The sequence below is a fragment of the uncultured Photobacterium sp. genome, from assembly GCF_947039875.1.
Classification (GTDB): Bacteria; Pseudomonadota; Gammaproteobacteria; order Enterobacterales; family Vibrionaceae; genus Photobacterium.
This window is the reverse complement of the sequence record NZ_CAMRAN010000029.1, coordinates 1-20,355: the sequence shown is the minus strand read 5'-3', so window position 1 is coordinate 20,355 and position 20,355 is coordinate 1. Positions and strand designations below refer to the sequence as shown.

Here is a 20,355-nt window from a genome sequence, read left to right as displayed (position 1 = left end):
AAACACCCAATAGCCGTGATTAGCAGTAGTCTTTAAGATGATAATTTGTGTATTTATTTGTCCATTGCGACAGAAATACATTTTCTTGCAAAATATCTCTTGTCGCAACGCGATAATATTTTAAAGTAACGGTACTTATCATCGATGCGCGACTTCGCGTGGTTTACAGTAGTACTTAATGAATAAATACCGTCCTTATCTTGATGTACCACTCTGTATATCAATTCTCCTTTTGATTACCTTTAGCTCATTAACTGTATGGAGTGCTAGTAGCTTTAGTGTACCGATTATTGAGCGTCACCTCATTCGAGGTATATTAGCAATTGGTATATTAATTTTAATGTCGGCTATTCCTCCGGCCACCTACCAACGCTATGCCCCTTATTTGTTTGTTATTACCGTTATTTTTTTACTTGGTGTGTTTGTTAGTGGCGACAGCACCAATGGTTCTCGACGCTGGTTAGCCCTTGGTCCTATTCGTTTTCAGCCCTCAGAATTGGTTAAAATTGCCGTTCCATTAATGATTGCATGGGTATTAATTGCAGAAGCAGGACGTCCACCACTGAAAAAAGTACTGTTTTGCCTGATGATCACCGCTATTCCTGCAGGGCTTATTTTTATCCAGCCCGACCTTGATGGTGCCATTTTTACTATTTTGTATGCTTTGTTTGTACTTTACTATGCAGGTATGAGTTGGAGATTAATTTCGACAGTATTAGGCATTATTGGTGTAACCATACCGCTAGCTTGGTATTTCGTAATGGAAACCTATCAAAAAAAACGTGTATTACAGTTTCTTGACCCTGAATCTGATCCTCTTGGTTCTGGTTATCAGATCATTCAATCAAAAATTGCTATTGGTTCTGGCGGTATTCTCGGTAAAGGTTGGACAGATGCAACTCAAGGTAATTTAGGTTTTATTCCAGAAAGTCACACTGACTTTATTTTCTCAACCTTTGCTGAAGAATGGGGGTATTGGGGCAGTGTATTACTATTGGGGATCTACGCCTTTATGACATTTAGAGTGATTTGGTTAGCAAATCAATCAGAATCACCTTTTGCGCGTTTAGTCAGTGCAGCTTTCGCATTAAGCTTCTTTCTTTATAGCTTTATTAATATCGGTATGGTAAGTGGCGTGTTACCAGTAATGGGAAGTCCACTGCCTTTCTTTAGTTATGGTGGCTCAGCTATTATTACGCAAGGAGCTATATTTGGCATGATCATGTCACTCTGTCTGCGTAAAAAATCTATTTGTGCACCATGTAAATAAATCTATTAACGCTCAAATTATCAAATAAAAAAGGTCAGCTATGTTTATTCCAACAGGCTGACCTTTTTATTTCTACTTTTTTATTCCCGTGATTTTTATTAAATAACAGGCTCTTCAATAACAGTATGTTTTAATGTCATAGATTAACGCTCAGAAGCGGCTTCTGTTGCGATTTTTAATGCTGGCGATGTAATTTCTACGCGGCGGTTTTGTGCGCGACCTTCTGCTGTTGCATTGGTTGCGATTGGGTGCTGTTCACCCATGCCTTGTGCCGTCACTTGAGCTGGGTTTGTTACGTATTTTTCTAACTCAGATGCCACAGCATGAGCACGCTTTTCAGACAATGTTTGGTTATAAGCTGCTGTGCCCGTATTAGAAGTATAGCCGGTTACAACAATCATTGCGCTTGGGTAACGAGTTAAGCGTTTAGCCATTGGCTGTAGCGCTCTCTTATTTGCTGGTGTTAATTGATACTGATTAACACCATAATCTAATGATAATGTTGAAGGCTCAATCGTCATCGTTTGTGCCATTGCAGGCGCAATCGTATCAACTACCGGCTTTGCTCCCCAATTGTAAACCAAACTTAAACCATAAAAATTAGTATCAAACTTATAGCTTAAATCAGTACCACGGGGTTTTGATGCTAGATCATGATAGAACTGATATTCAAGCCGAGTAGAAAGGTGATCAGTTAATTGATATTCAATACCCGCGCCGACAGTGCCAACAAGATGATCATCAATATCTTTAATACGATTATCACGGCTATGGTAATCAGTCAGCATATAACTGCCGCCAGCTTTAGCAAATAAGCCCCAGCTATTATTAAGATGCCATGTTACTTTACCAGTTAAATCAAACGCATGTAATTTTATTTTTTGGGATGAAAAATGGGCTTCACCCAGTGCTGTATAACCTGTCTCAACCGCAAACCATGGGGTAATATTATAACCAGCAAAAATACCCGCACTCCAATCGTTTTGCTTCAACCCAAGATTAGAGGCATGGCCATTCTGTTCAAAATGTGAATAGTTAGCATCACCTAAGCGAACACCAACATAGTAAGGGTCAGCAGGTGCGGCCTGAGCAACACCAGAAATAAGAACGGCCAATGGTAACAGTGCAAAATATTTATTAGACATACTATTTACTTTATCGTGATTAATATTAAATAACTTTGAATGCAATGATTTGCAAACTTAGCCAATAATGCCAAAATAACATTTCATTGTCATACATAAATATAAATAAAATCATCCTGTTACATTAAGTATCACTATTCGCTCATTTAATATAAATAATAACCTAACAACTTAATATTGAGTGATAGCGATACCTATTTCAGTAGCTATCTGTTGCAGTTGTTCATCGGTGTCTAACTTCACAGACCAATTCAAACCACTGCCAACAGCTGTGATCACGTTCGCACCACCAATTAATGTTAATTCGTCAACTTGTGCTTGCATCATTATTCGGCAACTGCCATCAATACGAATAACAACTTCATGTTGCGTTGCAATAATTTTGCCTTGAGAAAAAGTGACTATCATTTTGTTTACTGCTTTTTATGTTTTAAAACGGCCATAGTTAAACGGCTGGTACACACTAAATGCTGACGTTCATCACGAATTTCAATCTGCCATACCTGCGTAGTGGCGCCAAGATGCAACGGTGTCGCCTTACCGGTAACAAAACCACTACGAACCGCACGAATATGGTTCGCATTAATGTCTAAGCCCACACAATAGTATTCACTGCTAACGGCAAAGTTTGCTGCCAATGATCCTAACGTTTCGGCTAATACTACAGAGGCGCCACCATGCAACATACCTAATGGTTGATGTGTGCGTGAGTCAACAGGCATCGTCGCAGACAGTGATGAATCATCAACAGCGACGTATTCAATCCCTAAGTGCTCAACTAATGTGTTTTTAGACGTCTGATTAAAAAGTGCTAACGCAAACGGCCGTTGCCAAATCGCCATCATATTCTCCGCTTATATAATATTTATTCTTTCTATATGCCCAGTATGATACCACTCGCAGAATAGGTCAGAAAAATGATACTTTATAATAATCATTATAAAGCATAAAAATACTGCTATAAAGTATCTATATTTCAAAATATTAAGATATAAAAAAAGCGCCCATCAGGCGCTTTTTTGTAATAGTATCGACAGTTATTTATCGATTAATATTGAATAAACAATATTATTGAGCAATAGCTTCTTCTGCTGCTTTTTCAATTTCAAAACCAGGGCTTGTTACATCAACACGACGGTTTTGAGCACGACCTTCAGAAGAATCGTTAGATGCTACTGGATCTAGCTCACCACGGCCTTCTGCAGATACACGACTTGGATCAATGTTGAAATGCTCAGTTAAGTACGTTGCAACAGTAAGTGCACGTTGCTCAGATAGATTTTGGTTGTATGCTTCTGCACCACGGCTATCTGTGTGACCAATAACAACAAGTTGTGAATTTGGGTAGTTCACAAGACGCTGTGCAACTGGCTCAAGACGCTGAATGTCTTGCTCTGATAGATGTTTACTATCAAACGCAAATGGCATTACAGCAGAAACTGGCTCAAGTTGAACTGTTGATGCTTCAATAACTTCGTCAATAACAGGAGCTAGTGCAGCTACTGCACCCCAACCATAAACAAGGCTCACACCGTAGTAGTGTGCATCCCAGTTAATTTTAGTGTTATCGCCAGTTGGTTTCACTTCCATATCGTGGTAGTACTGGTATTCAGCACGAGCAGAAAGGCTGTCTGTGAAGTGGTATTCAGCACCAAGACCAGCTGTCGCAATTAAGCTATCATCACGGTCTGAAATATTCTTGTCTTTGTAACGAGAGAACTGCCATGCACCACCGACTTTAGTATAAAGGTCTAAAGAATCTGTAGCTTGGTAAGTGAATTTACCAACAAGATCAATAACTTGTTGTTCAATTTTACCAGCGTCATGATGGTCATCATTCTTAAGAGTAACTTCACCTAACCAAGTGTAGCCAGTTTCAACAGCAAACCATGGTGTTACGTTGTAACCCATGAAAATACCACCAGCAAAATCATCTTTGTCGATTGAGATAGCTTGGCTTGGGTTAATATGTGCATCACCTGTTTTCGCATCGAAATCAGAATAATGAACACCACCAGCACGTGCACCCGCATAGAATGGGTTTTCTGTTGCTGCGTTTACCGCACCTGACACAAGAAGTGCAAGAGGTAAAACTACTAGATTAATTTTAGACATTATTGTTTATCCTTTATTATATTTATTTACCACTACTGCTGTTTTCGATGTCTCAACATAAAAATATAATTCATGACCATATTTTTATCTTTAAGTTCAAAAAACAAAATCAAATCTATCAAAATGAAAAATAAAAATCCAGAAAAATAAACACGAAGAACGAGCCAGAAACACAAACCATTGATAATAAACATTTTTATTTGTGATAGTTTTTCTGAGCTTATTCAATATAACCTCAAAAAAAAATTTAAAAACATGGCCATCATCATTATGAAGCACAAATAGACACATCAAAAATAAACAAAAAAGACACATTAAAATTAAGAATCATTGCATATCCACAAAGAATTAAACATAGCATCAACAAAAATAAGTTTTATAAAAAGATATATACAGGCTTTTAATCGGATTTTAATTCGCAGCTATTTCTCTTTATCTTATTACAACGTAAAATAACAAATCTTATCCATTCAGAGGATTTATGTCGCATGTTGTTATTAAATAAATCTTTTTGGTGTTTTTAGCTGATTTACGTGCTCAAGTATGATGAATTTAATTGAAAGTAAAACGACATCCTTGTCTCATTCAGGTTTACCAACCACCGTGGGCATTATTGGTGGTGGTATAGCAGGATCAACTATTGCACTTCGATTAGCTGAACAAGGTATTAATGTTCAACTTTTTGAGGAAGGAACAAGCTTAGTTAATGGTCCTCCAATTTGCCACTTGCATGCAGGTGGTAATCTTTACCGTGAAATATCAGATCAACAATGCATAACGTTACTCAAGCAATCTATTGATACGTTACGCGTTTACCGTCACACCACCAATATCAGACCGACCGTTATTGCAATCCCCTGTAATGATGTAGGCAACTCAAATGACTTATTACCCCGCCTAATATTATTGCAACAAACTTACCAAACACTTGTCGAACAAGATCCTAAAAACTGTGTTCTTGGTGAGCCCAAAGATTACTTTAAATTATATCAGCGTCATGAACTGGAATCTCTTGCATTACAAGCTAATCCTGAACATCCACTAACGCCCGATCAATGGATGATCCCGGTCGCTAAATCGATTAATTTAGATCAGTTCAAATATCCATTAATAATGGTGCAGGAATATGGGTTAAGTGTATTTAGAATTGCTGCAACCTTGACTTTAGCATTAGACAAACTGACGCAATGCCATGTACATACTAATAGCAAAGTGATCTCTTTAGCTGAACAAGGCACAGGTTGGCAAGTTAACTATCAAGATTCAACAAATCAACAACACCAAATCAATGTTGATTATTTAGTGAATGCTGGCGGTTACCGTACAGGAACCATTGATGACTTGGCTCATATTCCACGTCAGCGCATGGTTGAATTTAAAGCTGCTTATATTACTCACTGGTCGCAATGTGATGCTCAATGGCCAGAAGTCATTTTCCATGGCGAACGGGGAACCCCTAATGGTATGGCACAATTAACCCCATACCCTGATGGCTTTTTCCAACTTCATGGTATGACACAAGACATTACGCTATTTAAAAATGGATTAGTGTCATCTAATGAAGACAGTGCTCAACCACAGTTGAATGCATCTTTTAAAGAAAAATTGCAGCAACATTGGTCACAACCAGAGATTGAACAACGCACTCAACGCGCAATTAATCATATGGCGCAGTTTGTAGGTAAGTTTAAGCAAGCAACCGTCGGCGGGAAACCATTATTTGGAGCGCAACAAATTCCAGGCAATGATCCAACATTACGTGCGGCCGATGTTTCTTATTCTCATCAGCGTTATGCCCGCTCTGAAATTGTAAAAGCGTCATCTGCATTATCGGTTGCTGATGCCATTGTTGATCAACTGGCGGCTTTAGGTTTAATTCCACAACCGACACTGCAAACCCGTGAAAATGAATTTCCAGTATCGCAACAATTAAGCTTACACGATATTGTAACGTATGCTGAAAAATTAGCGACAGAGCGTGGTTTTCCTACCTCACTCGCTCGCCCTATTGGACACAATATAAAATAATTATAAAACAGCAATAAAAGTAGCTGTCATGGCAGCTACTTTATTATCGATAACCTAAACAAAATACACTTTATTTCTTACTAATTTCAGCATTTATAACAGCTAACGCCTGTTGTTGAGAATTTAATAACGCTTGCTTCTCTTTTAATAATCCCAATTGCTGATCATAATTATCGCAATCTTTTTGTGATACCCAATTCCAACTATTACCTGACTTAAACTCATCACATGCTTTTTTAAAGCCTTTTGCTGCTTGCTTTAATTCTGCAATACTAACTTGAGTTGTTTTAACATTGGCCTGCATTTCTGCTTGGCGTTTAAAATACTGTTGGGATTTATCAATAACCACTTGTTGCTTCGTCGTGGCTGTTTTTAACTTAATCACTTCAGTGTCTAATTTCTTTTTCGTTACTTCTAGCTTTTGTTGATTGACCACTAATTTTTTTTGATTCACCACTAACAATTGTTTTTTCTGGGCAAGCAATGCTAATTGAGCTAAAAATTCTTTTTTTTGCTTATCCAATAATTCTGTCATTGCCGTTAGATCTTTCGTTACCTGCTCTAATTGGTGACTTTGTTTCTCATTACTTGCTACCAATAATTGGTATTGCTGTTCACTCTTTTTAATTTGTTCAGTTTGAGCTTGCACTTGCTGCTGGCAAGTCAATAGATTCGGGGCACTTGTGCTTTTTTCTATTTTAATTCCGATACCATAGCCAATGACCCCACCAGCAATAAGCGCTAAAAGAGAGAATAACAAAGGTTTTTTGCTTGTTGTAGCAGACATAATCACTTTCTCCATTTTATTTTTCGGATTAAGAACAACTAATACATTTAACTATTGATGAGATTAACACTTTGCTTATGATAAATTGTTAACTCCCTATCAAATAATGTTAAGCCTCTGGAAAAAATACCTTAATAATTAATAAACTCGAGTGAATTACCGTTCTGTTCTCAATTTTAATAATGTGTTTCAACCATAATATCTTGTGAGATTATTCAATAAAAACAATCCAACTCAACTAGGATTAATTTAACCCACTTTAATACAATATAACCAAGGGTATTCTTATGATCACACAACTCTTTTTTCTAACCGTGTCGGCATTTTCTATACCTTTGCTTGAAAACTCAACTTATAGCCAAACCGAGACACATTGTACACTCACCGTAAAAGAGCAACGCCTACAGGATAATATTGTGTTAGCCATGTCGACCAATAGAAATAATCATTATGACGTTAAAATCTATCATCTTAGCAATCTCCAAGCGCCATCTCGTGGTGAGTTAACCCAACACTCAATTGATAACATTGACCAGCATCAACAAGTTAACTATATCGTTGATCATAATTTATTTAAGCGTATAGACGATCAAACCGTTATTTATACGGCGACTATTGCCAATGATGCTAACAATATCAGCCCGCAACAATTTACTAAAATATTCAAAGCTCACAGTTATCGTACAAAATTACACATTGAAGGACTAAATCCTCTTACTTTTATTGCCAGTCAGCGCCAAGCCGATGCTTTTTTTCGATGTGCCGAACAACAAATCACAACATTAGCTAAGCGTTAATGATCAGTATCATTGCCAATAACGAGTATGACTCATAACTAACAACAATTATCAGCCTAATTTTAACACTAGATCAGAGTCTTTAATCCAACCTTGACGACGCATAATATACGCAACAAAGAGCGTGATGACTGCAGGCAAAATAAAGTGCATTAATACAATCAATCCGTAAATATAACCACTACTCACTCCTGGCTCTTCCATTGCGATTACTGTTTGAATCTGCCCGACTAATCCTGATGTTCCCATTCCAGCGCCAAGTGGCGTATTTTCCATATGAAATACAACAGTCGCGATGGGACCAAGTATTGCAGAAGCCACAATCGGAGGGATCCAAATTTTATAATTCTTAACAATATTTGGCATTTGTAGCATCGAAGTACCGAGTCCTTGAGCAAAAATACCTGCCCAACCATTAACGCGATAACTCATAACTGCAAAACCTACCATTTGTGCAGCACAACCTACTGTCGCCGCCCCCGCAGCTAAACCATTTAAACTCAGCATAATAGCAATCGCAGCACTACTAATAGGTAATGTTAACGCCATACCCATCAATACCGCGACTAATGCGCCCATCAATAACGGTTGTAATTGGGTGGTAGACATAATTAATTGTCCAAACTGGGTCATCACCGCCCCCACTAATGGACCAATCCAACTGCCAACCATGACGCCAACTAATACCGTTACTGCTGGCGTCACTAAAATATCAACTTTAGTTTCACCTGCGACCAATTTACCGCATTCGGCAGCACAAATACTGGCGACATAAGCCCCAACAGGTCCACCCATTGCCGCCCCCGCAGCACCTGCAATGGTCGATGAAAACAAAACTAATGGCGGCGCTTTTAATGCATAAGCAATAGCCACACCAATGGCTGGTCCTGTCATTTGCTTTGCTATTGGCCACAAGACATCACTCAATAGTGGAATGGAAAATTTAATCCCAATCGTATTTAAAATAGAGCCAATCAATAGTGATGAAAATAGACCTAGCGCCATAAAACTCATTGCATGAATAAAATAACAATGAAAAGAAAGAGTAATATTTTTAGAGACGAGAAAATGATTAACGCGAGTAAAAAAGCACGACAAAGAAGACTGCATTACAACAAAGACCACATAAAGAGTTCAATAGTGGCAGAATTTTACCCTAGCTTGTCGATAAACACAGTTAATAAGTAACTTTTTATCATTTTAAACATAATTATTACTCACATATCTCATTACTATTTAGCACCTTCGACACATAAATCATGTAACTGTAACTTGATTCACACTACATAACTCCAACATCAGCACAAACATCACCAAAAATAGGTCATTATAATTTACCCATTGATGGCATTTATTTACTGTTACAACTCTTGTGCTTACTAGGAATACATATCATGCCTTTATTACAATATCAGCCGCTGTCACATTGTCATGATAGTACTAAATTTCAATATTTTAATAAGCATTTAACGCCTATTGCAGCCTTAATTAGCCTTTCATTGAGTTTTCCAATTGCTGCCGCACAGCCACAATTGATGCTCGCTAAAAGCTTACCTAATAAGCAATTAAATACCACATATTATAATGATGCGAATCAAATCCACGATATTTTTACGGTTACTGATTATTTAGTCAGTGAAAAATTAGACGGTATTCGAGCCTATTGGGATGGGCAGCAATTGCTAACAAAAACAGGAAACACCATTCACGCGCCAGCATGGTTTTATGCCAACTTCCCAAGTACCCCATTAGATGGCGAGCTATGGATTGAACGCGGCCAGTTTCAAGCATTAACACGTATTGTACTTGATAATGAACCTGATGATTTAGCATGGAAAAAAGTCAATTATATGGCATTTGATCTGCCTCATAACAGTGCAGCTTTTAGCGATCGTTACCGTCAATTACAGGCGTTAATAGAGCAACAACGCGATCAAAATAATCAGCCCCTTAGACACTTACAATGGGTTGAACATAAATCACTCGACAATTTAGCAATCTTAGTGCAATGGCTTGATATTATTAGCAGTCATGATGGTGAAGGCTTAATGCTGCACCATAAATCCAATAACTATACCTCTGGTCGCACAGAGCATTTGTTAAAGCTCAAAAATCATCATGATGCAGAAGCGATAATTATTGGCTATGAAGAAGGCAATGGTAAATACCAAGGCATGATGGGCTCGGTGTGGGTAAAAACAGCCTCTAATAATACCTTTAAAATAGGATCAGGCTTTAACGACCAACAGCGGCTGTCTCCACCAGCGATAGGCACCACCATTCAATATCGCTACAACGGCTATACCGACCGTGGGATCCCTCGTTTTGCGCGCTTTATTCGAGTACGTGATAACCCTGACAGCTAATATTATAATCAACACCAAGGTATAGATTGTAATTTTCTATGACATTTATTGTTACACTCTTTATACGAAAACACAGGTTAAGCCATTGATTAGTTGTGGTATTGTTTTACTATGATAATCATATCCCTTACAACTGATGGCTTATAATGACATACTTATTTAACGGTTTTCGCCCCCTAACAACCGCTATATTGCTTATTAGCGCAATGAGCACTAACGCTTACGCAATGCCAAAAGGTGATGCCAGCAAAGGGGAAATTAAAACCCCAAGTTGCCGTTTCTGCCATGGTAGTAATGGTATTGCACCACAGCCGAATTATCCCAACCTTGCAGGCCAACAACAGCAATACCTGTATGATGCAATGCTTGCGTATACTAATGACATGCGCACAGGTCCAATGGCGAGCATGATGAAGGGTCAATTACAGAACCTTAACACACAAGATTTGGCAGATATCGCAGCTTATTATTCTGAGATGAAATAACCACTACAGCTTGAGTTAGAGTACCTCATTCTTAATCGTTTCAAATTGGCACAACCATTCGGAAAGCTCTGCAACCTGGCGTGCCAATTCTCGATTAAGCCATAAATAACCGTAATAACTAATATCGGTTCGGCTATCTGCACTTGGGGCTAATTTGGGGTATAACGCCAAAATCTCAAGTTGTTTTTTATTAATCACCATTAACGGCTTTTGAGGTGACAATAAGTCCTCGCCCAATAACTCACACATCAGTGATAACTGTTCTTTTGCTTGTGATAAAGCCCGTATTTCTTGCACTTTTTCTTTACTATATTGATGGCGCCATTGGGTCTGAATAATATTTTCAAATAAATTAAACATTCTCACCTGACAGGCAATCGCTTTTTTGACAGGCAATTTCATTTCAGGTGATTCATGCCCAATACTCGATTCTAGTGATATAATTTTATTTAATGTTTGGCGTAACTGGAATAACTGTATTTCGCGGTAAGCATCATCACTATTAACCAGTGCATTATGCTCAGAATAGTTTTGATGAAACACACGCAAAAAATCACCACACACTAATTTGAAATGATCGGTCGCTTTAGCCGGAAACAAATATTGACTCGCAATAATCGCCACTAACCCACCCCATAACACATTGGTCGTACGCCATAATGCAATATGTAAATCCCCAGGACCACTACCCGCAACCAACACCAATGTCACTGAAGTTAAAATCGCACTGTAGGCGTATTTTCCTAGAGTAAAGTACAGTGACACACTGAGCATTACGACTAATAAACCATAGTGCCAATAAACATTATCAATTGGGAAAAAATACAACGACAAACCTAAAATTGCCCCAATGGTGGTACCAAGTATTCGTTGACTGGCTTTATCTGACACTTCACCTGAATACTTCGCTGACATCACCACAATAATAGTAATTGGCGCCCATGTGCCGTAAGGTAATTTGAAAATAATATCGATAGAAAAAGCAATGATACACGCGATAATAATGCGCAACACATGAAACAGCCGCATGTATTTAATGATCTGTTGATGAAAGGTTTTCATTCGGTGTTGTTACCAGACAAATATTTAAAACTAATAACGGCTACCAATAACACACGACTTTTAAAATCACCAGCCACATAAAATATGACCCACCACCATTACTGCATAACTTATCACTTAAAAAGCAAACTTAATCACATAAATGTTTTTTTAATAACTGTTTTAATAAAATCTATGCATTTTTATTTTAAATTACTTTAAGCAGTATTATTAGATTCCAACAACATTTAACACATCAACTGATCACCACGATTTTACTGATTTATCACGCCATACTGCGCTATTGATGATTATTCACTCAACCTAACAATGAAACCTTATTTTGATGAACAAAAATCATTATCGATTGCAGTGGTTTGTGATAGCCTAATTCAGTACTTATAAAGATAACGAGTAACCCTCATGAAAATTTTCAGTAACTTCGAAAGTGGTAGCATCAATGTTGTTAAAGCAGAAAGCAAAGACGACATTCAACTCAGTATTCCTAACGATAACCAATCTGAACTTCATCAGTGGTTTCACTTCCGTTTAGAGTCAGAAGCTCAACAGCCGCATACTATTACGTTATTAGATCTAGCTAACTCAGCCTACCCTGAAGGTTGGAATGGCTATGATGTTGTGGCCTCTTATGATCGTGAAGAGTGGTTCCGTATCCCTTCAGAATTTGATGGTGACAACTTAACGTTCACTGTTATTCCTGAAAATGAATCAATGTACTTCGCTTACTTTGCACCGTACAGCTACGATCGTCATCAAGATCTATTGCACCTTGCACAAAGCCATTACAACTGTCGCCTAGAAACATTAGGTCATACGCTTGATAATCGCGATGTGAGCCTATTGGTGATCGGTGATGAACACGCCGCTGATAGCGAAGAAGCACCAAAGAAAAAAATCTGGGTTATTGCACGTCAGCACCCAGGTGAAACCATGGCAGAATGGTTTGTTGAAGGCTTAGTACAACGCTTGTTAGATGAAACTGACACTGTTGGTCGTGCCCTATTAAATAAAGCGGTATTCTATGTTGTGCCTAACATGAACCCAGATGGTAGCGCACGTGGTCATCTACGCTTAAATGCGATTGGTGTGAACCTTAACCGTGAATGGCAAACACCATCATTAGAAAACAGCCCTGAAGTTTTCTATGTACGTGAGAAAATGCTAGCAACTGGCGTAGATATGTTCCTTGATATTCACGGCGATGAGGCGATCCCATTTAACTTCGTTGCTGGTTCTGAAGGCATTCCATCATACGATGCGCGCCTTGAAAACCTTGAAAATAAATTCAAACAAGCGCTATTAACCGTAACGCCAGAATTCCAAGACGAACACGGCTACGGCAAAGATAAGCCCGGCGAAGCGAACCTAACAGTAGCTTCAAACTGGGTTGGCGAGCAATTTAACTGCTTGTCTTACACTGTTGAAATGCCATTTAAAGATCATAACAATCAGCCAGATAGCCTATACGGCTGGTCTCCAGAGCGTAGTATTGGCTTTGGTCACGACACCCTAGCAGCAGTGCTTGCTGTTACTGATGATCTTCGTTAAGACTGATTATTGCTACTTATAATATTAACGGCTGCCTTTTAGGTGGCCGTTTTTTAGATTGGTAGTTGGGAATTTATGGGTGTCCTGCCTTTTTCTAATAAATTTTATGGCTGTCCCATCTTTTTATCTTTAAGCACACACCATTGATTTTAGGTGTAGGGTGTTGAGAAATAGCCTTGGGTCGGCAATCTTATTTAATATTGATTGGGGAGGTAAGCAATCATCATCAACGTAATCGACATAATCAGCCGCTGAGTCAAAGATCAAAATATCCAATGCTAAACGATCTAAGCCATATAAGCCTCGGTGGATCATATCAGCAGAAAACACTAACAAGTCACCCGCTGCTAACCCAATTTGTTTACCGCCAGAGATGCTGTCATTGCTGACTTTACCATTTTCTTCTTGGCGAACATTGTGCTCTTCTTCGTTGTCCCATCGCTTGTGTGTACCGGGGATGATTTCCATGCCAAGTTCATCAAATAAAGGCACTCGAAGATGTAACACTTGCGTTTCTAATATGACTTTCATTTGGTCTTCAAGATCATAGTCATATTGACAGTCACGATGCCAAAAGTCTTTTTGTTGGGGATTTACGGGGTTGAAGAACAGTTGTGTATTCATAAATGCAGGATTTTCAGGTATCACTGCATCAACAACGTCCATGATCTTTTTTGAGCTGATAAAGTCAAAAAGTACCGTTCTATCATCGATAGGTAGATATTCACTGCCCGTAATTAAAGACGAGTTAAACGCTTCTTCATGATAAAACTCGATGTTGTCTGCTTTCCACAATTCATGGAACTTTAGCACCACTTTTCTAAGCAATGAAATCTGAGCTTCATCGAAATAATTTCTAATCACAAAGTAACCGTGTTCATCATAACGGTTACTTAATTGTTGGCTGTTTTCTATCACTGACTACCTTCACACTCTCGGTACCGTTTACTGACGACGGTATTCTTGGGCGCATAATGCCAGACTGATGGTATTCAACCAAGTAATAAAATCATCATTAAGAAATACAGGACACTCATATCTTTATTCTTTAAGATTTCCACACACAGTGAGTACATTCCCTATCGCCCTTGCAGGCATTCACAGCAAATAATAACGGACTTATTACCCGTCATATTTAGCATGATTTTATGGCTGTCCTATGTTTTTTCTTGTTTATTTTTTGATTGCTCTAACTTATTAATCGGTCAATCATTTTTTTAATAGCCTCCATTTGAGGTGCTGATTTTTTATGATAAATACTTAAATTATAAGTACTGTAGCCCCAGAAATCCCAACAACCATTGGGATTCATTGGATTTAGATTAGATGATTTAACTTGTGGAAATAATACTATAATCTTATTTGTATCAGCTGTTTCTAAATAGCCAGTATCCGTTATAAATTCTGTCCCTATTACTGATACTCCTTGAGCACAGCCATGCAAAGCGACATGAACTCTACATTGATTTGTTGTACAACTCTTAGGAATATAAACAAATGCATTGTCGTCCATACTTGATCGGTTTATTTGATCTTTTGTAAGAAACTCATGTTGGTTAAATTTAATTAATTCGCCACTTATTTTTATTGCAGGTGATTTTAACCCTTTATAAATATGTTTTAAAATATCTCTCGCTTGTGACATATTACAATAATTAATATATGGATCAGCAGTTTTATTACATTCGGCATCCTCAGGATTATTAGTAATAAAAGCATGCCCTGCATCCAAATTATTCATGTATTCTATATTTTTCACTTTTAATTTTTTATAGAAATCAAAGGTAGTATCAACGACTTTAGTAATAACAGTTTTATCTTGAGACCCAGAAAAAATATATACATTATCATCTTTTAAATTATCAATAGGATCAATATTACCTTTTTTAGCATCCATTTCTGCAATAGCTGATAAAAATTTTGAATCAGGAAATGGACCGCAAATACCAGCCTTACACGGATTCATACAAGTTGTTGTCGCATTCACAATTGCAGGGAAAAGCGGATTGCTAGCAGCGCAATTCCATGGTCCACCAGCAACAATCCCTACGCCAACAAGATCATTTGAGTATGCAACATGAAATTGAGAAGCCATAAAGGCACCTGATGATATTCCAGATATTGACGTTGCATTAGAAATAGCATTTAAAGCAGGAAGAGAATATGTACTCGTTTTAGTTTCTGGAGATAAACTTTGACTGCTAAAAACTTCATTCGCGTAAGAATTAGAATTCAAACAAACGATTAAAGATATAGATAAAAAAACAAATCTAACATTTAAATTAATACTTTCCATTGCTTGCCTCCATGCAAAATGCATTTGATTACCAATCAACCATAGAGAACAAGAATCACCCAAAAAAGAATAAAAAAGATTGACCTATATCAATAAAACTAATCCTGTATATTATTAACACAATGGTTATTATAGTTTGATTTTCTTAATCCAAAACGCCCATATCAAATGCAAGCCTCAGTATCATTTTTTGTGAATGATCACTTTTTCAATTTAGAAAAAATGTAACATATTATGCAGAATATAAAATAATAAGAGACTTAATTATATGGATATATTGAGTACTGGTATTTTACTTAAAAGAGGTGGTGGTATTTTCACTAATAAAGTAGGACCGTTATTAGTGAATAATGAGACAAAAGTTAATAATGAGGTGTTAGATAATGAATAACAAATTTAAAAAAGGCTTAGCTTTATCTGGCGGTGGTTTTAGAGCAACACTCTATGCATTAGGTACTCTATGGCGCATGAATGAAGATGGTTTATTGACTGAGCTAGATACAATCACATCAGTTTCTGGCGGTTCTATTGCCGCTGGTTTATTAATGCTAAAGTGGGAAAAGTTAACTTTTGAGGAAATAGATGCTAGTAAAGGCCGGTATCGTGCAACTAACTTTAAAGAAGTCATTGCAGACCCCCTCATTATATTTTGCTCTCAAACAATTACAAATAAATTTCTGATTCTTCTACACACTCTAAACCCAACAACAACAGCAGTAATAGAGGTAAGAAAAAAATATGAAGCTTTGTTGTTTGGCAAAACTCGTCTTTGTGATATACCCAATAACCCTTTAGCTCCAGAGTTTATTTTTTATGGCACCAACCTTGATACTGGTGCTAGTGTCAGAATTTCAAAATGTGAAATTCGAGACTATAAAATTGGCTCAGCTTCAGATCACGGGATTACCTTAGCACAAGCTATTGCTATATCCAGTGGATTCCCACCATTTTTAGCACCAATACGATTATGTGGTAAAGATTGGACATGGAATGACACACCTTATAGTCATATCTCTGCTGAACAAATATTGAAACTTCGTGAACACTTAAACCTATGTGATGGTGGGCTCTATGATAATATGGGGTTAGAAATGATATGGAAACACGGAGCAGAAAAGGAATATAATTCAGTATTCTGTTGTGATGCAGGAGCATTGCTTTCTTTGCCATGGCATGGTTGGCTAAAAACGATAAAAAGTAAGTTTGGTTTATCCCTTAGGATGACTGACATTATGATTAACCAACAAAGAGCATTACGTAAACGGATGTTGATGCGAAATTATATTGAAGGTGAATATAATGGCGGCTATTGGTCTATATCTAGTAAGGTTAAAAACTTCAAAACTATAAACCCATTACTGTCTGAGAGTGAAGCTAAGCAATACCGTCATCTTAGCAACTTGGGGACTCAATTAGATCGTTTTTCTGATACTGATAATAGAATGTTAATTAATTTAGGATTTTGTCATGCAGACATGAGTATGAGACTAAGTTACGACAAAACACTGATTCGTCCATTATTACCTTTTCATATTAATAACGATAATATCATTGATAATACAATTAAAATTAGCAAAGATTCACCAATAGGCATTTAACAAAATATTGGATCACTTTTGTTTCTCTAAAAAAATAGAGCACCTATATCTTACTCTTTGATATTTCAAGGCAACAAAGAAAAGAAATAATGTAACTGTTTAATTGGTAAAAAGGGCAACATTTGCCCTTTTTATGTATAACTAAAACTGACCAAGATATGCTTTGCCAATAAGATCGTTATCTTTCATTAATAAATGACGATTAATATGATCTAATGTACTCGATTTAACCTCACCCAACGTCCCTTTTATCGACAATAAATTCGATCCATGCGTGCTATCAATCAACAAATTATCATGGTCTAAATTTTCTAACAGTAATTTAAGCCCTTCAAGTACCTCATAAGGATCGAGTAACTTGAAATCTCCCTTAGTAACTTGTCGAAATAGTGCCGTTCCTTCCATTGGAACCGTTGTTAATAAACCGAGTAAATACGGATTCATATGGTTAATCAACTGAGCTGTTTTTAGAATAAAAAATACAGGACACCCATATCTTTATTCTTTAAGATTTCTACACACAGTGAGTAGATTCCCTATCGTCCTCATAGGCATTCACAGAAAATAATAACGGACTTATTACCCGTCATATCTAGCGTAATTTTATGGCTGTCCCATCTTTTTTCTTTTTCCATCTTTTCCTCTTTTCTTTTGCTCGATCTTTTAATATTGTTAAAAATTAAAGATGTAACCACGATCTTCTAAACGCTTTTTACTTTTTATTAAACGAGGCCAAAGCGCATATCGTTCAACGCCAAATGGGTTTTCACTCTTATCGTCATTATCAACGAATTCTTGAACGTTCAGGATATACACGCGAGTCTGTTTGATAAACATTGATGATTTAGTCGCTAATGAGCCTTCTGACTCTGGACGTGAAATGATTTCTGGCTTTAGTGTGTAAAAATCTGTTGGGTTGTTCATGATCTTATAAACCTATTGTTATGAATAGCGTGCTATTTCAATTTACCTATAATGCGAAATATATCATGTCAATATGAGAACCCACTGATAATATTGATATATCGTAAAAATAGCATTCTCACAGACAAAACTAAGCGCTATATAGCGGTTAGTCTAAGCATTATTTAGCTTTTGTTACTATAATCTATAAACACAACAGCAAACGGCCACCTAAATAGGTAGCCGTTTGTTAGTGTCATTTTTAATAAGTAACAGATAAATTAACACATATAATTATTTTAGATTCTGTTCAATCAACACTTTTGTATTATCTAACCACTCATAGCGTCGACGATACATTGCACGTTTAGGGCGTGAAATATCTTCAGGATTACGGCGAATATCTTCAAGCGTTAATTGATATAAATGCTCATCGAACTCAGCAGCACCTAATGCTAACCAATGCTTATCGTAATCCATCTTGATTTTGCCAGTAGCATAACGCTTTGCTGAATAGGTATGGGAACTATTCTTTATAGCAAGTAGTGTATCTACCTGCCAAGCATTAGCGAGCAGTGTGACCATTTTAATCATTAAATCTTTTGGACGTTGTCCGAATAATGCTTTAGTCAGTAATTTTATTTTTTGGTTATTTTCAGGGCTACTCGCAGGGCCTTGTAAACCACCAATCACTAATTGACGCTTCCCTTTTACATTCCGAATCGCAAATGTCAGGGTATAAAAGTTTTCATCCGCATCATTAAAGAGCGTTAAACTCATATCACCCTCTTTTTGATAACGAGCATAGAATGTCAATTTAAAACAGTAATCAACATCATCTACAGTAAAGTTACATAATGTTAATCCATGACGATCTTTATAGATAGCGTCACGAATATGGGCTGGTAGTTGAGAGACAAACTTAAAATGCTCTACAACAAATTTTGCCCGCTCAGTAGAATTTGTTCCATAAATCACGTAAGGACGAAATGGCTTTTCTAAAAAACGAGGATTACGCTGACATAAAGTATCTAGTAAAGAAGGATCAATTTCAGAAGTGATATGCTGGAAAGCTTTATGGTAGTACATTGCACGAAGAATAAATTTTACTCGATAGCGCCATAATGGTGAGTATTTTTTAGCTTGGCTATCTGGATAAATCATTTTCGCATGGTTACTAAGAGATATGTTGGACTGAATCACACCGTTAATTCTTATATGGCATACTTTGCATTCCATCATTAATCAGATGTATATTTTATCAATACATTTATTCCATATAGCCATTAACTGTTTAGTTTGCACTCACCCTGCATAATAAAACAACGAAATTAGCGGCTTACTTTATATAATTTGATATTTCTATGCCAAAAAACGATATATTAAATCAATAAACCTGCAATTTCATGATTTATTCGCTATAGCCATGGTATAATTACGAAATAATGTTTTTATTTTTGGTTATTTATATGACTGAGCAACCTCATTTCCCAAAACTACATCGCTTAATACATTGGTTATTAGCATTTTCTATTCTATTTATTTTATTAACTATTGTATTACGCTCAACGTGGATGGACAAAACACATATCGCAACGATCCTTCAATCTGGATTGCAAAATGATAATATTTCCATATCACAACAACAAGCTATAACAATTGCTAAATCAATCCGTAATGAAATGTTCCAATGGCATTATATTGTTGGTTATTTTGTCGGTGTACTCGTACTCCTACGTGTGTACTATTCTAAAAAAGTGGGGGTTTTCATGCCAAATCCATTTAAAAAGAATAGCTTACATGACCGTCTTCAAGGATTGTTATATATAGCATTCTATTTATTCTTAACGAGTATTGTAATAACTGGATTAGCCATTCACTTCTTAGGTCACGACTTTATTTTACCTGATTACCACCGAGCTTCAGCCAAAGTTAATAACTTCTCAGGCATCGGT

21 protein-coding genes are annotated in these 20,355 nt (G+C 37.0%); 9 read left to right on the top strand and 12 right to left on the bottom strand.

Features of this window, described 5'->3' with window-relative positions:
• The first annotated feature begins 178 nt into the window (after positions 1 to 178).
• A complete protein-coding gene (gene rodA / locus Q0V26_RS11420; protein ID WP_297481794.1) occupies positions 179 to 1,270 on the top strand; it encodes a rod shape-determining protein RodA in 1,092 nt (363 codons plus the stop codon).
• A 143-nt stretch (positions 1,271 to 1,413) separates the two neighbouring features.
• On the opposite strand, the gene Q0V26_RS11415 is transcribed toward rodA, so the two are convergent.
• The 4 genes from Q0V26_RS11415 to Q0V26_RS11400 all read right to left on the bottom strand — a co-directional run bounded on the left by Q0V26_RS11415 (position 1,414) and on the right by Q0V26_RS11400 (position 4,530).
• Positions 1,414 to 2,415 (bottom strand): OmpA family protein, encoded by a 1,002-nt coding sequence (locus tag Q0V26_RS11415; RefSeq protein WP_297481793.1) that lies wholly within the window; start codon positions 2,413 to 2,415, stop codon positions 1,414 to 1,416.
• Between the two features lie 171 nt (positions 2,416 to 2,586).
• Positions 2,587 to 2,823 carry a DUF3389 domain-containing protein gene (locus Q0V26_RS11410; protein ID WP_297481792.1) on the bottom strand — a complete coding sequence of 79 codons (237 nt, stop codon included), beginning with the start codon at positions 2,821 to 2,823 and terminating at the stop codon, positions 2,587 to 2,589.
• Between the two features lie 5 nt (positions 2,824 to 2,828).
• Positions 2,829 to 3,257 carry a hotdog fold thioesterase gene (locus tag Q0V26_RS11405; RefSeq protein ID WP_297481791.1) on the bottom strand — a complete coding sequence of 143 codons (429 nt, stop codon included), beginning with the start codon at positions 3,255 to 3,257 and terminating at the stop codon, positions 2,829 to 2,831.
• Between the two features lie 226 nt (positions 3,258 to 3,483).
• Positions 3,484 to 4,530 carry an OmpA family protein gene (locus tag Q0V26_RS11400; protein ID WP_297481790.1) on the bottom strand — a complete coding sequence of 349 codons (1,047 nt, stop codon included), beginning with the start codon at positions 4,528 to 4,530 and terminating at the stop codon, positions 3,484 to 3,486.
• A 546-nt stretch (positions 4,531 to 5,076) separates the two neighbouring features.
• Between Q0V26_RS11400 and Q0V26_RS11395 the strand changes: the two genes are divergently transcribed.
• Positions 5,077 to 6,558: an FAD-dependent oxidoreductase gene (locus Q0V26_RS11395; protein ID WP_297481814.1), complete on the top strand. Its 1,482-nt coding sequence runs from the start codon at positions 5,077 to 5,079 to the stop codon at positions 6,556 to 6,558.
• Positions 6,559 to 6,628: 70 nt separating this feature from the next.
• Here Q0V26_RS11395 and Q0V26_RS11390 read toward each other — a convergent pair whose 3' ends face one another.
• Positions 6,629 to 7,345 carry a hypothetical protein gene (locus tag Q0V26_RS11390; protein WP_297481789.1) on the bottom strand — a complete coding sequence of 239 codons (717 nt, stop codon included), beginning with the start codon at positions 7,343 to 7,345 and terminating at the stop codon, positions 6,629 to 6,631.
• A gap of 287 nt (positions 7,346 to 7,632) precedes the next feature.
• Between Q0V26_RS11390 and Q0V26_RS11385 the strand changes: the two genes are divergently transcribed.
• Complete coding sequence (locus tag Q0V26_RS11385; protein ID WP_297481788.1) at positions 7,633 to 8,142, top strand: hypothetical protein; 510 nt, start codon at positions 7,633 to 7,635, stop codon at positions 8,140 to 8,142.
• A 51-nt stretch (positions 8,143 to 8,193) separates the two neighbouring features.
• On the opposite strand, the gene Q0V26_RS11380 is transcribed toward Q0V26_RS11385, so the two are convergent.
• A complete protein-coding gene (locus Q0V26_RS11380) occupies positions 8,194 to 9,252 on the bottom strand; it encodes a PTS sugar transporter subunit IIC (RefSeq protein WP_297481787.1) in 1,059 nt (352 codons plus the stop codon).
• 284 nt (positions 9,253 to 9,536) lie between these two features.
• Here Q0V26_RS11380 and Q0V26_RS11375 point away from each other — a divergent pair, with 284 nt between their 5' ends.
• Positions 9,537 to 10,508, top strand: coding sequence for a DNA ligase (locus tag Q0V26_RS11375; RefSeq protein WP_297481786.1), 972 nt, complete (start codon positions 9,537 to 9,539; stop codon positions 10,506 to 10,508).
• Positions 10,509 to 10,654: 146 nt separating this feature from the next.
• Positions 10,655 to 10,993: a cytochrome c gene (locus tag Q0V26_RS11370; RefSeq protein WP_297481785.1), complete on the top strand. Its 339-nt coding sequence runs from the start codon at positions 10,655 to 10,657 to the stop codon at positions 10,991 to 10,993.
• A 15-nt stretch (positions 10,994 to 11,008) separates the two neighbouring features.
• On the opposite strand, the gene Q0V26_RS11365 is transcribed toward Q0V26_RS11370, so the two are convergent.
• Entirely contained in the window at positions 11,009 to 12,055 is a 1,047-nt protein-coding gene (locus tag Q0V26_RS11365) for an FUSC family protein (protein WP_297481784.1), read from the bottom strand.
• Positions 12,056 to 12,457: 402 nt separating this feature from the next.
• Here Q0V26_RS11365 and Q0V26_RS11360 point away from each other — a divergent pair, with 402 nt between their 5' ends.
• The gene (locus Q0V26_RS11360) at positions 12,458 to 13,603 is read left to right on the top strand and encodes a M14-type cytosolic carboxypeptidase (protein ID WP_107277132.1); all 1,146 of its coding nucleotides are present in this window, start codon (positions 12,458 to 12,460) and stop codon (positions 13,601 to 13,603) included.
• A 129-nt stretch (positions 13,604 to 13,732) separates the two neighbouring features.
• Here the strand turns inward: Q0V26_RS11360 and Q0V26_RS11355 are convergent, their stop codons facing one another.
• A complete protein-coding gene (locus Q0V26_RS11355; RefSeq protein ID WP_045037698.1) occupies positions 13,733 to 14,521 on the bottom strand; it encodes a phytanoyl-CoA dioxygenase family protein in 789 nt (262 codons plus the stop codon).
• Positions 14,522 to 14,792: 271 nt separating this feature from the next.
• A complete protein-coding gene (locus Q0V26_RS11350; RefSeq protein ID WP_297481783.1) occupies positions 14,793 to 15,899 on the bottom strand; it encodes a poly(3-hydroxybutyrate) depolymerase in 1,107 nt (368 codons plus the stop codon).
• A gap of 268 nt (positions 15,900 to 16,167) precedes the next feature.
• On the opposite strand from Q0V26_RS11350, the gene Q0V26_RS11345 reads away from it, so the two are divergent.
• Entirely contained in the window at positions 16,168 to 16,290 is a 123-nt protein-coding gene (locus Q0V26_RS11345; RefSeq protein ID WP_297481782.1) for a hypothetical protein, read from the top strand.
• Positions 16,283 to 17,497, top strand: coding sequence for a patatin-like phospholipase family protein (locus tag Q0V26_RS11340; protein WP_297481781.1), 1,215 nt, complete (start codon positions 16,283 to 16,285; stop codon positions 17,495 to 17,497). Before Q0V26_RS11345 ends, Q0V26_RS11340 begins: the two co-directional genes overlap by 8 nt.
• Before the next feature lie 141 nt (positions 17,498 to 17,638).
• On the opposite strand, the gene Q0V26_RS11335 is transcribed toward Q0V26_RS11340, so the two are convergent.
• From Q0V26_RS11335 to Q0V26_RS11325, 3 genes are all read right to left on the bottom strand, one after another.
• Positions 17,639 to 17,941 carry a hypothetical protein gene (locus tag Q0V26_RS11335; RefSeq protein ID WP_297481780.1) on the bottom strand — a complete coding sequence of 101 codons (303 nt, stop codon included), beginning with the start codon at positions 17,939 to 17,941 and terminating at the stop codon, positions 17,639 to 17,641.
• Positions 17,942 to 18,169: 228 nt separating this feature from the next.
• Positions 18,170 to 18,421 carry a hypothetical protein gene (locus tag Q0V26_RS11330; protein WP_297481779.1) on the bottom strand — a complete coding sequence of 84 codons (252 nt, stop codon included), beginning with the start codon at positions 18,419 to 18,421 and terminating at the stop codon, positions 18,170 to 18,172.
• 273 nt (positions 18,422 to 18,694) lie between these two features.
• The gene (locus tag Q0V26_RS11325; protein ID WP_297481778.1) at positions 18,695 to 19,564 is read right to left on the bottom strand and encodes a VirK/YbjX family protein; all 870 of its coding nucleotides are present in this window, start codon (positions 19,562 to 19,564) and stop codon (positions 18,695 to 18,697) included.
• A gap of 305 nt (positions 19,565 to 19,869) precedes the next feature.
• Here Q0V26_RS11325 and Q0V26_RS11320 point away from each other — a divergent pair.
• Positions 19,870 to 20,355: cytochrome b/b6 domain-containing protein (locus tag Q0V26_RS11320; RefSeq protein ID WP_297481777.1), on the top strand; the 486-nt coding region annotated here is incomplete at its 3' end.

Bases quoted from the DNA above. Each gene is read 5' to 3' on its own strand.
- Q0V26_RS11350 (WP_297481783.1), bottom strand. From the start codon at position 15,899: ATGGAAAGTATTAATTTAAATGTTAGATTTGTTTTTTTATCTATATCT.
- Q0V26_RS11335 (WP_297481780.1), bottom strand. From the start codon at position 17,941: ATGAATCCGTATTTACTCGGTTTATTAACAACGGTTCCAATGGAAGGA.
- Q0V26_RS11370 (WP_297481785.1), top strand. From the start codon at position 10,655: ATGACATACTTATTTAACGGTTTTCGCCCCCTAACAACCGCTATATTG.
- Q0V26_RS11395 (WP_297481814.1), top strand. From the start codon at position 5,077: ATGAATTTAATTGAAAGTAAAACGACATCCTTGTCTCATTCAGGTTTA.
- Q0V26_RS11365 (WP_297481784.1), bottom strand. From the start codon at position 12,055: ATGAAAACCTTTCATCAACAGATCATTAAATACATGCGGCTGTTTCAT.
- Q0V26_RS11345 (WP_297481782.1), top strand. From the start codon at position 16,168: ATGGATATATTGAGTACTGGTATTTTACTTAAAAGAGGTGGTGGTATT.
- Q0V26_RS11330 (WP_297481779.1), bottom strand. From the start codon at position 18,421: ATGAACAACCCAACAGATTTTTACACACTAAAGCCAGAAATCATTTCA.
- Q0V26_RS11385 (WP_297481788.1), top strand. From the start codon at position 7,633: ATGATCACACAACTCTTTTTTCTAACCGTGTCGGCATTTTCTATACCT.
- Q0V26_RS11360 (WP_107277132.1), top strand. From the start codon at position 12,458: ATGAAAATTTTCAGTAACTTCGAAAGTGGTAGCATCAATGTTGTTAAA.
- Q0V26_RS11410 (WP_297481792.1), bottom strand. From the start codon at position 2,823: ATGATAGTCACTTTTTCTCAAGGCAAAATTATTGCAACGCAACATGAA.
- Q0V26_RS11375 (WP_297481786.1), top strand. From the start codon at position 9,537: ATGCCTTTATTACAATATCAGCCGCTGTCACATTGTCATGATAGTACT.
- Q0V26_RS11390 (WP_297481789.1), bottom strand. From the start codon at position 7,345: ATGTCTGCTACAACAAGCAAAAAACCTTTGTTATTCTCTCTTTTAGCG.
- Q0V26_RS11325 (WP_297481778.1), bottom strand. From the start codon at position 19,564: ATGATTTATCCAGATAGCCAAGCTAAAAAATACTCACCATTATGGCGC.
- Q0V26_RS11415 (WP_297481793.1), bottom strand. From the start codon at position 2,415: ATGTCTAATAAATATTTTGCACTGTTACCATTGGCCGTTCTTATTTCT.
- Q0V26_RS11400 (WP_297481790.1), bottom strand. From the start codon at position 4,530: ATGTCTAAAATTAATCTAGTAGTTTTACCTCTTGCACTTCTTGTGTCA.
- Q0V26_RS11380 (WP_297481787.1), bottom strand. From the start codon at position 9,252: ATGCAGTCTTCTTTGTCGTGCTTTTTTACTCGCGTTAATCATTTTCTC.
- Q0V26_RS11405 (WP_297481791.1), bottom strand. From the start codon at position 3,257: ATGGCGATTTGGCAACGGCCGTTTGCGTTAGCACTTTTTAATCAGACG.
- Q0V26_RS11340 (WP_297481781.1), top strand. From the start codon at position 16,283: ATGAATAACAAATTTAAAAAAGGCTTAGCTTTATCTGGCGGTGGTTTT.
- rodA (WP_297481794.1), top strand. From the start codon at position 179: ATGAATAAATACCGTCCTTATCTTGATGTACCACTCTGTATATCAATT.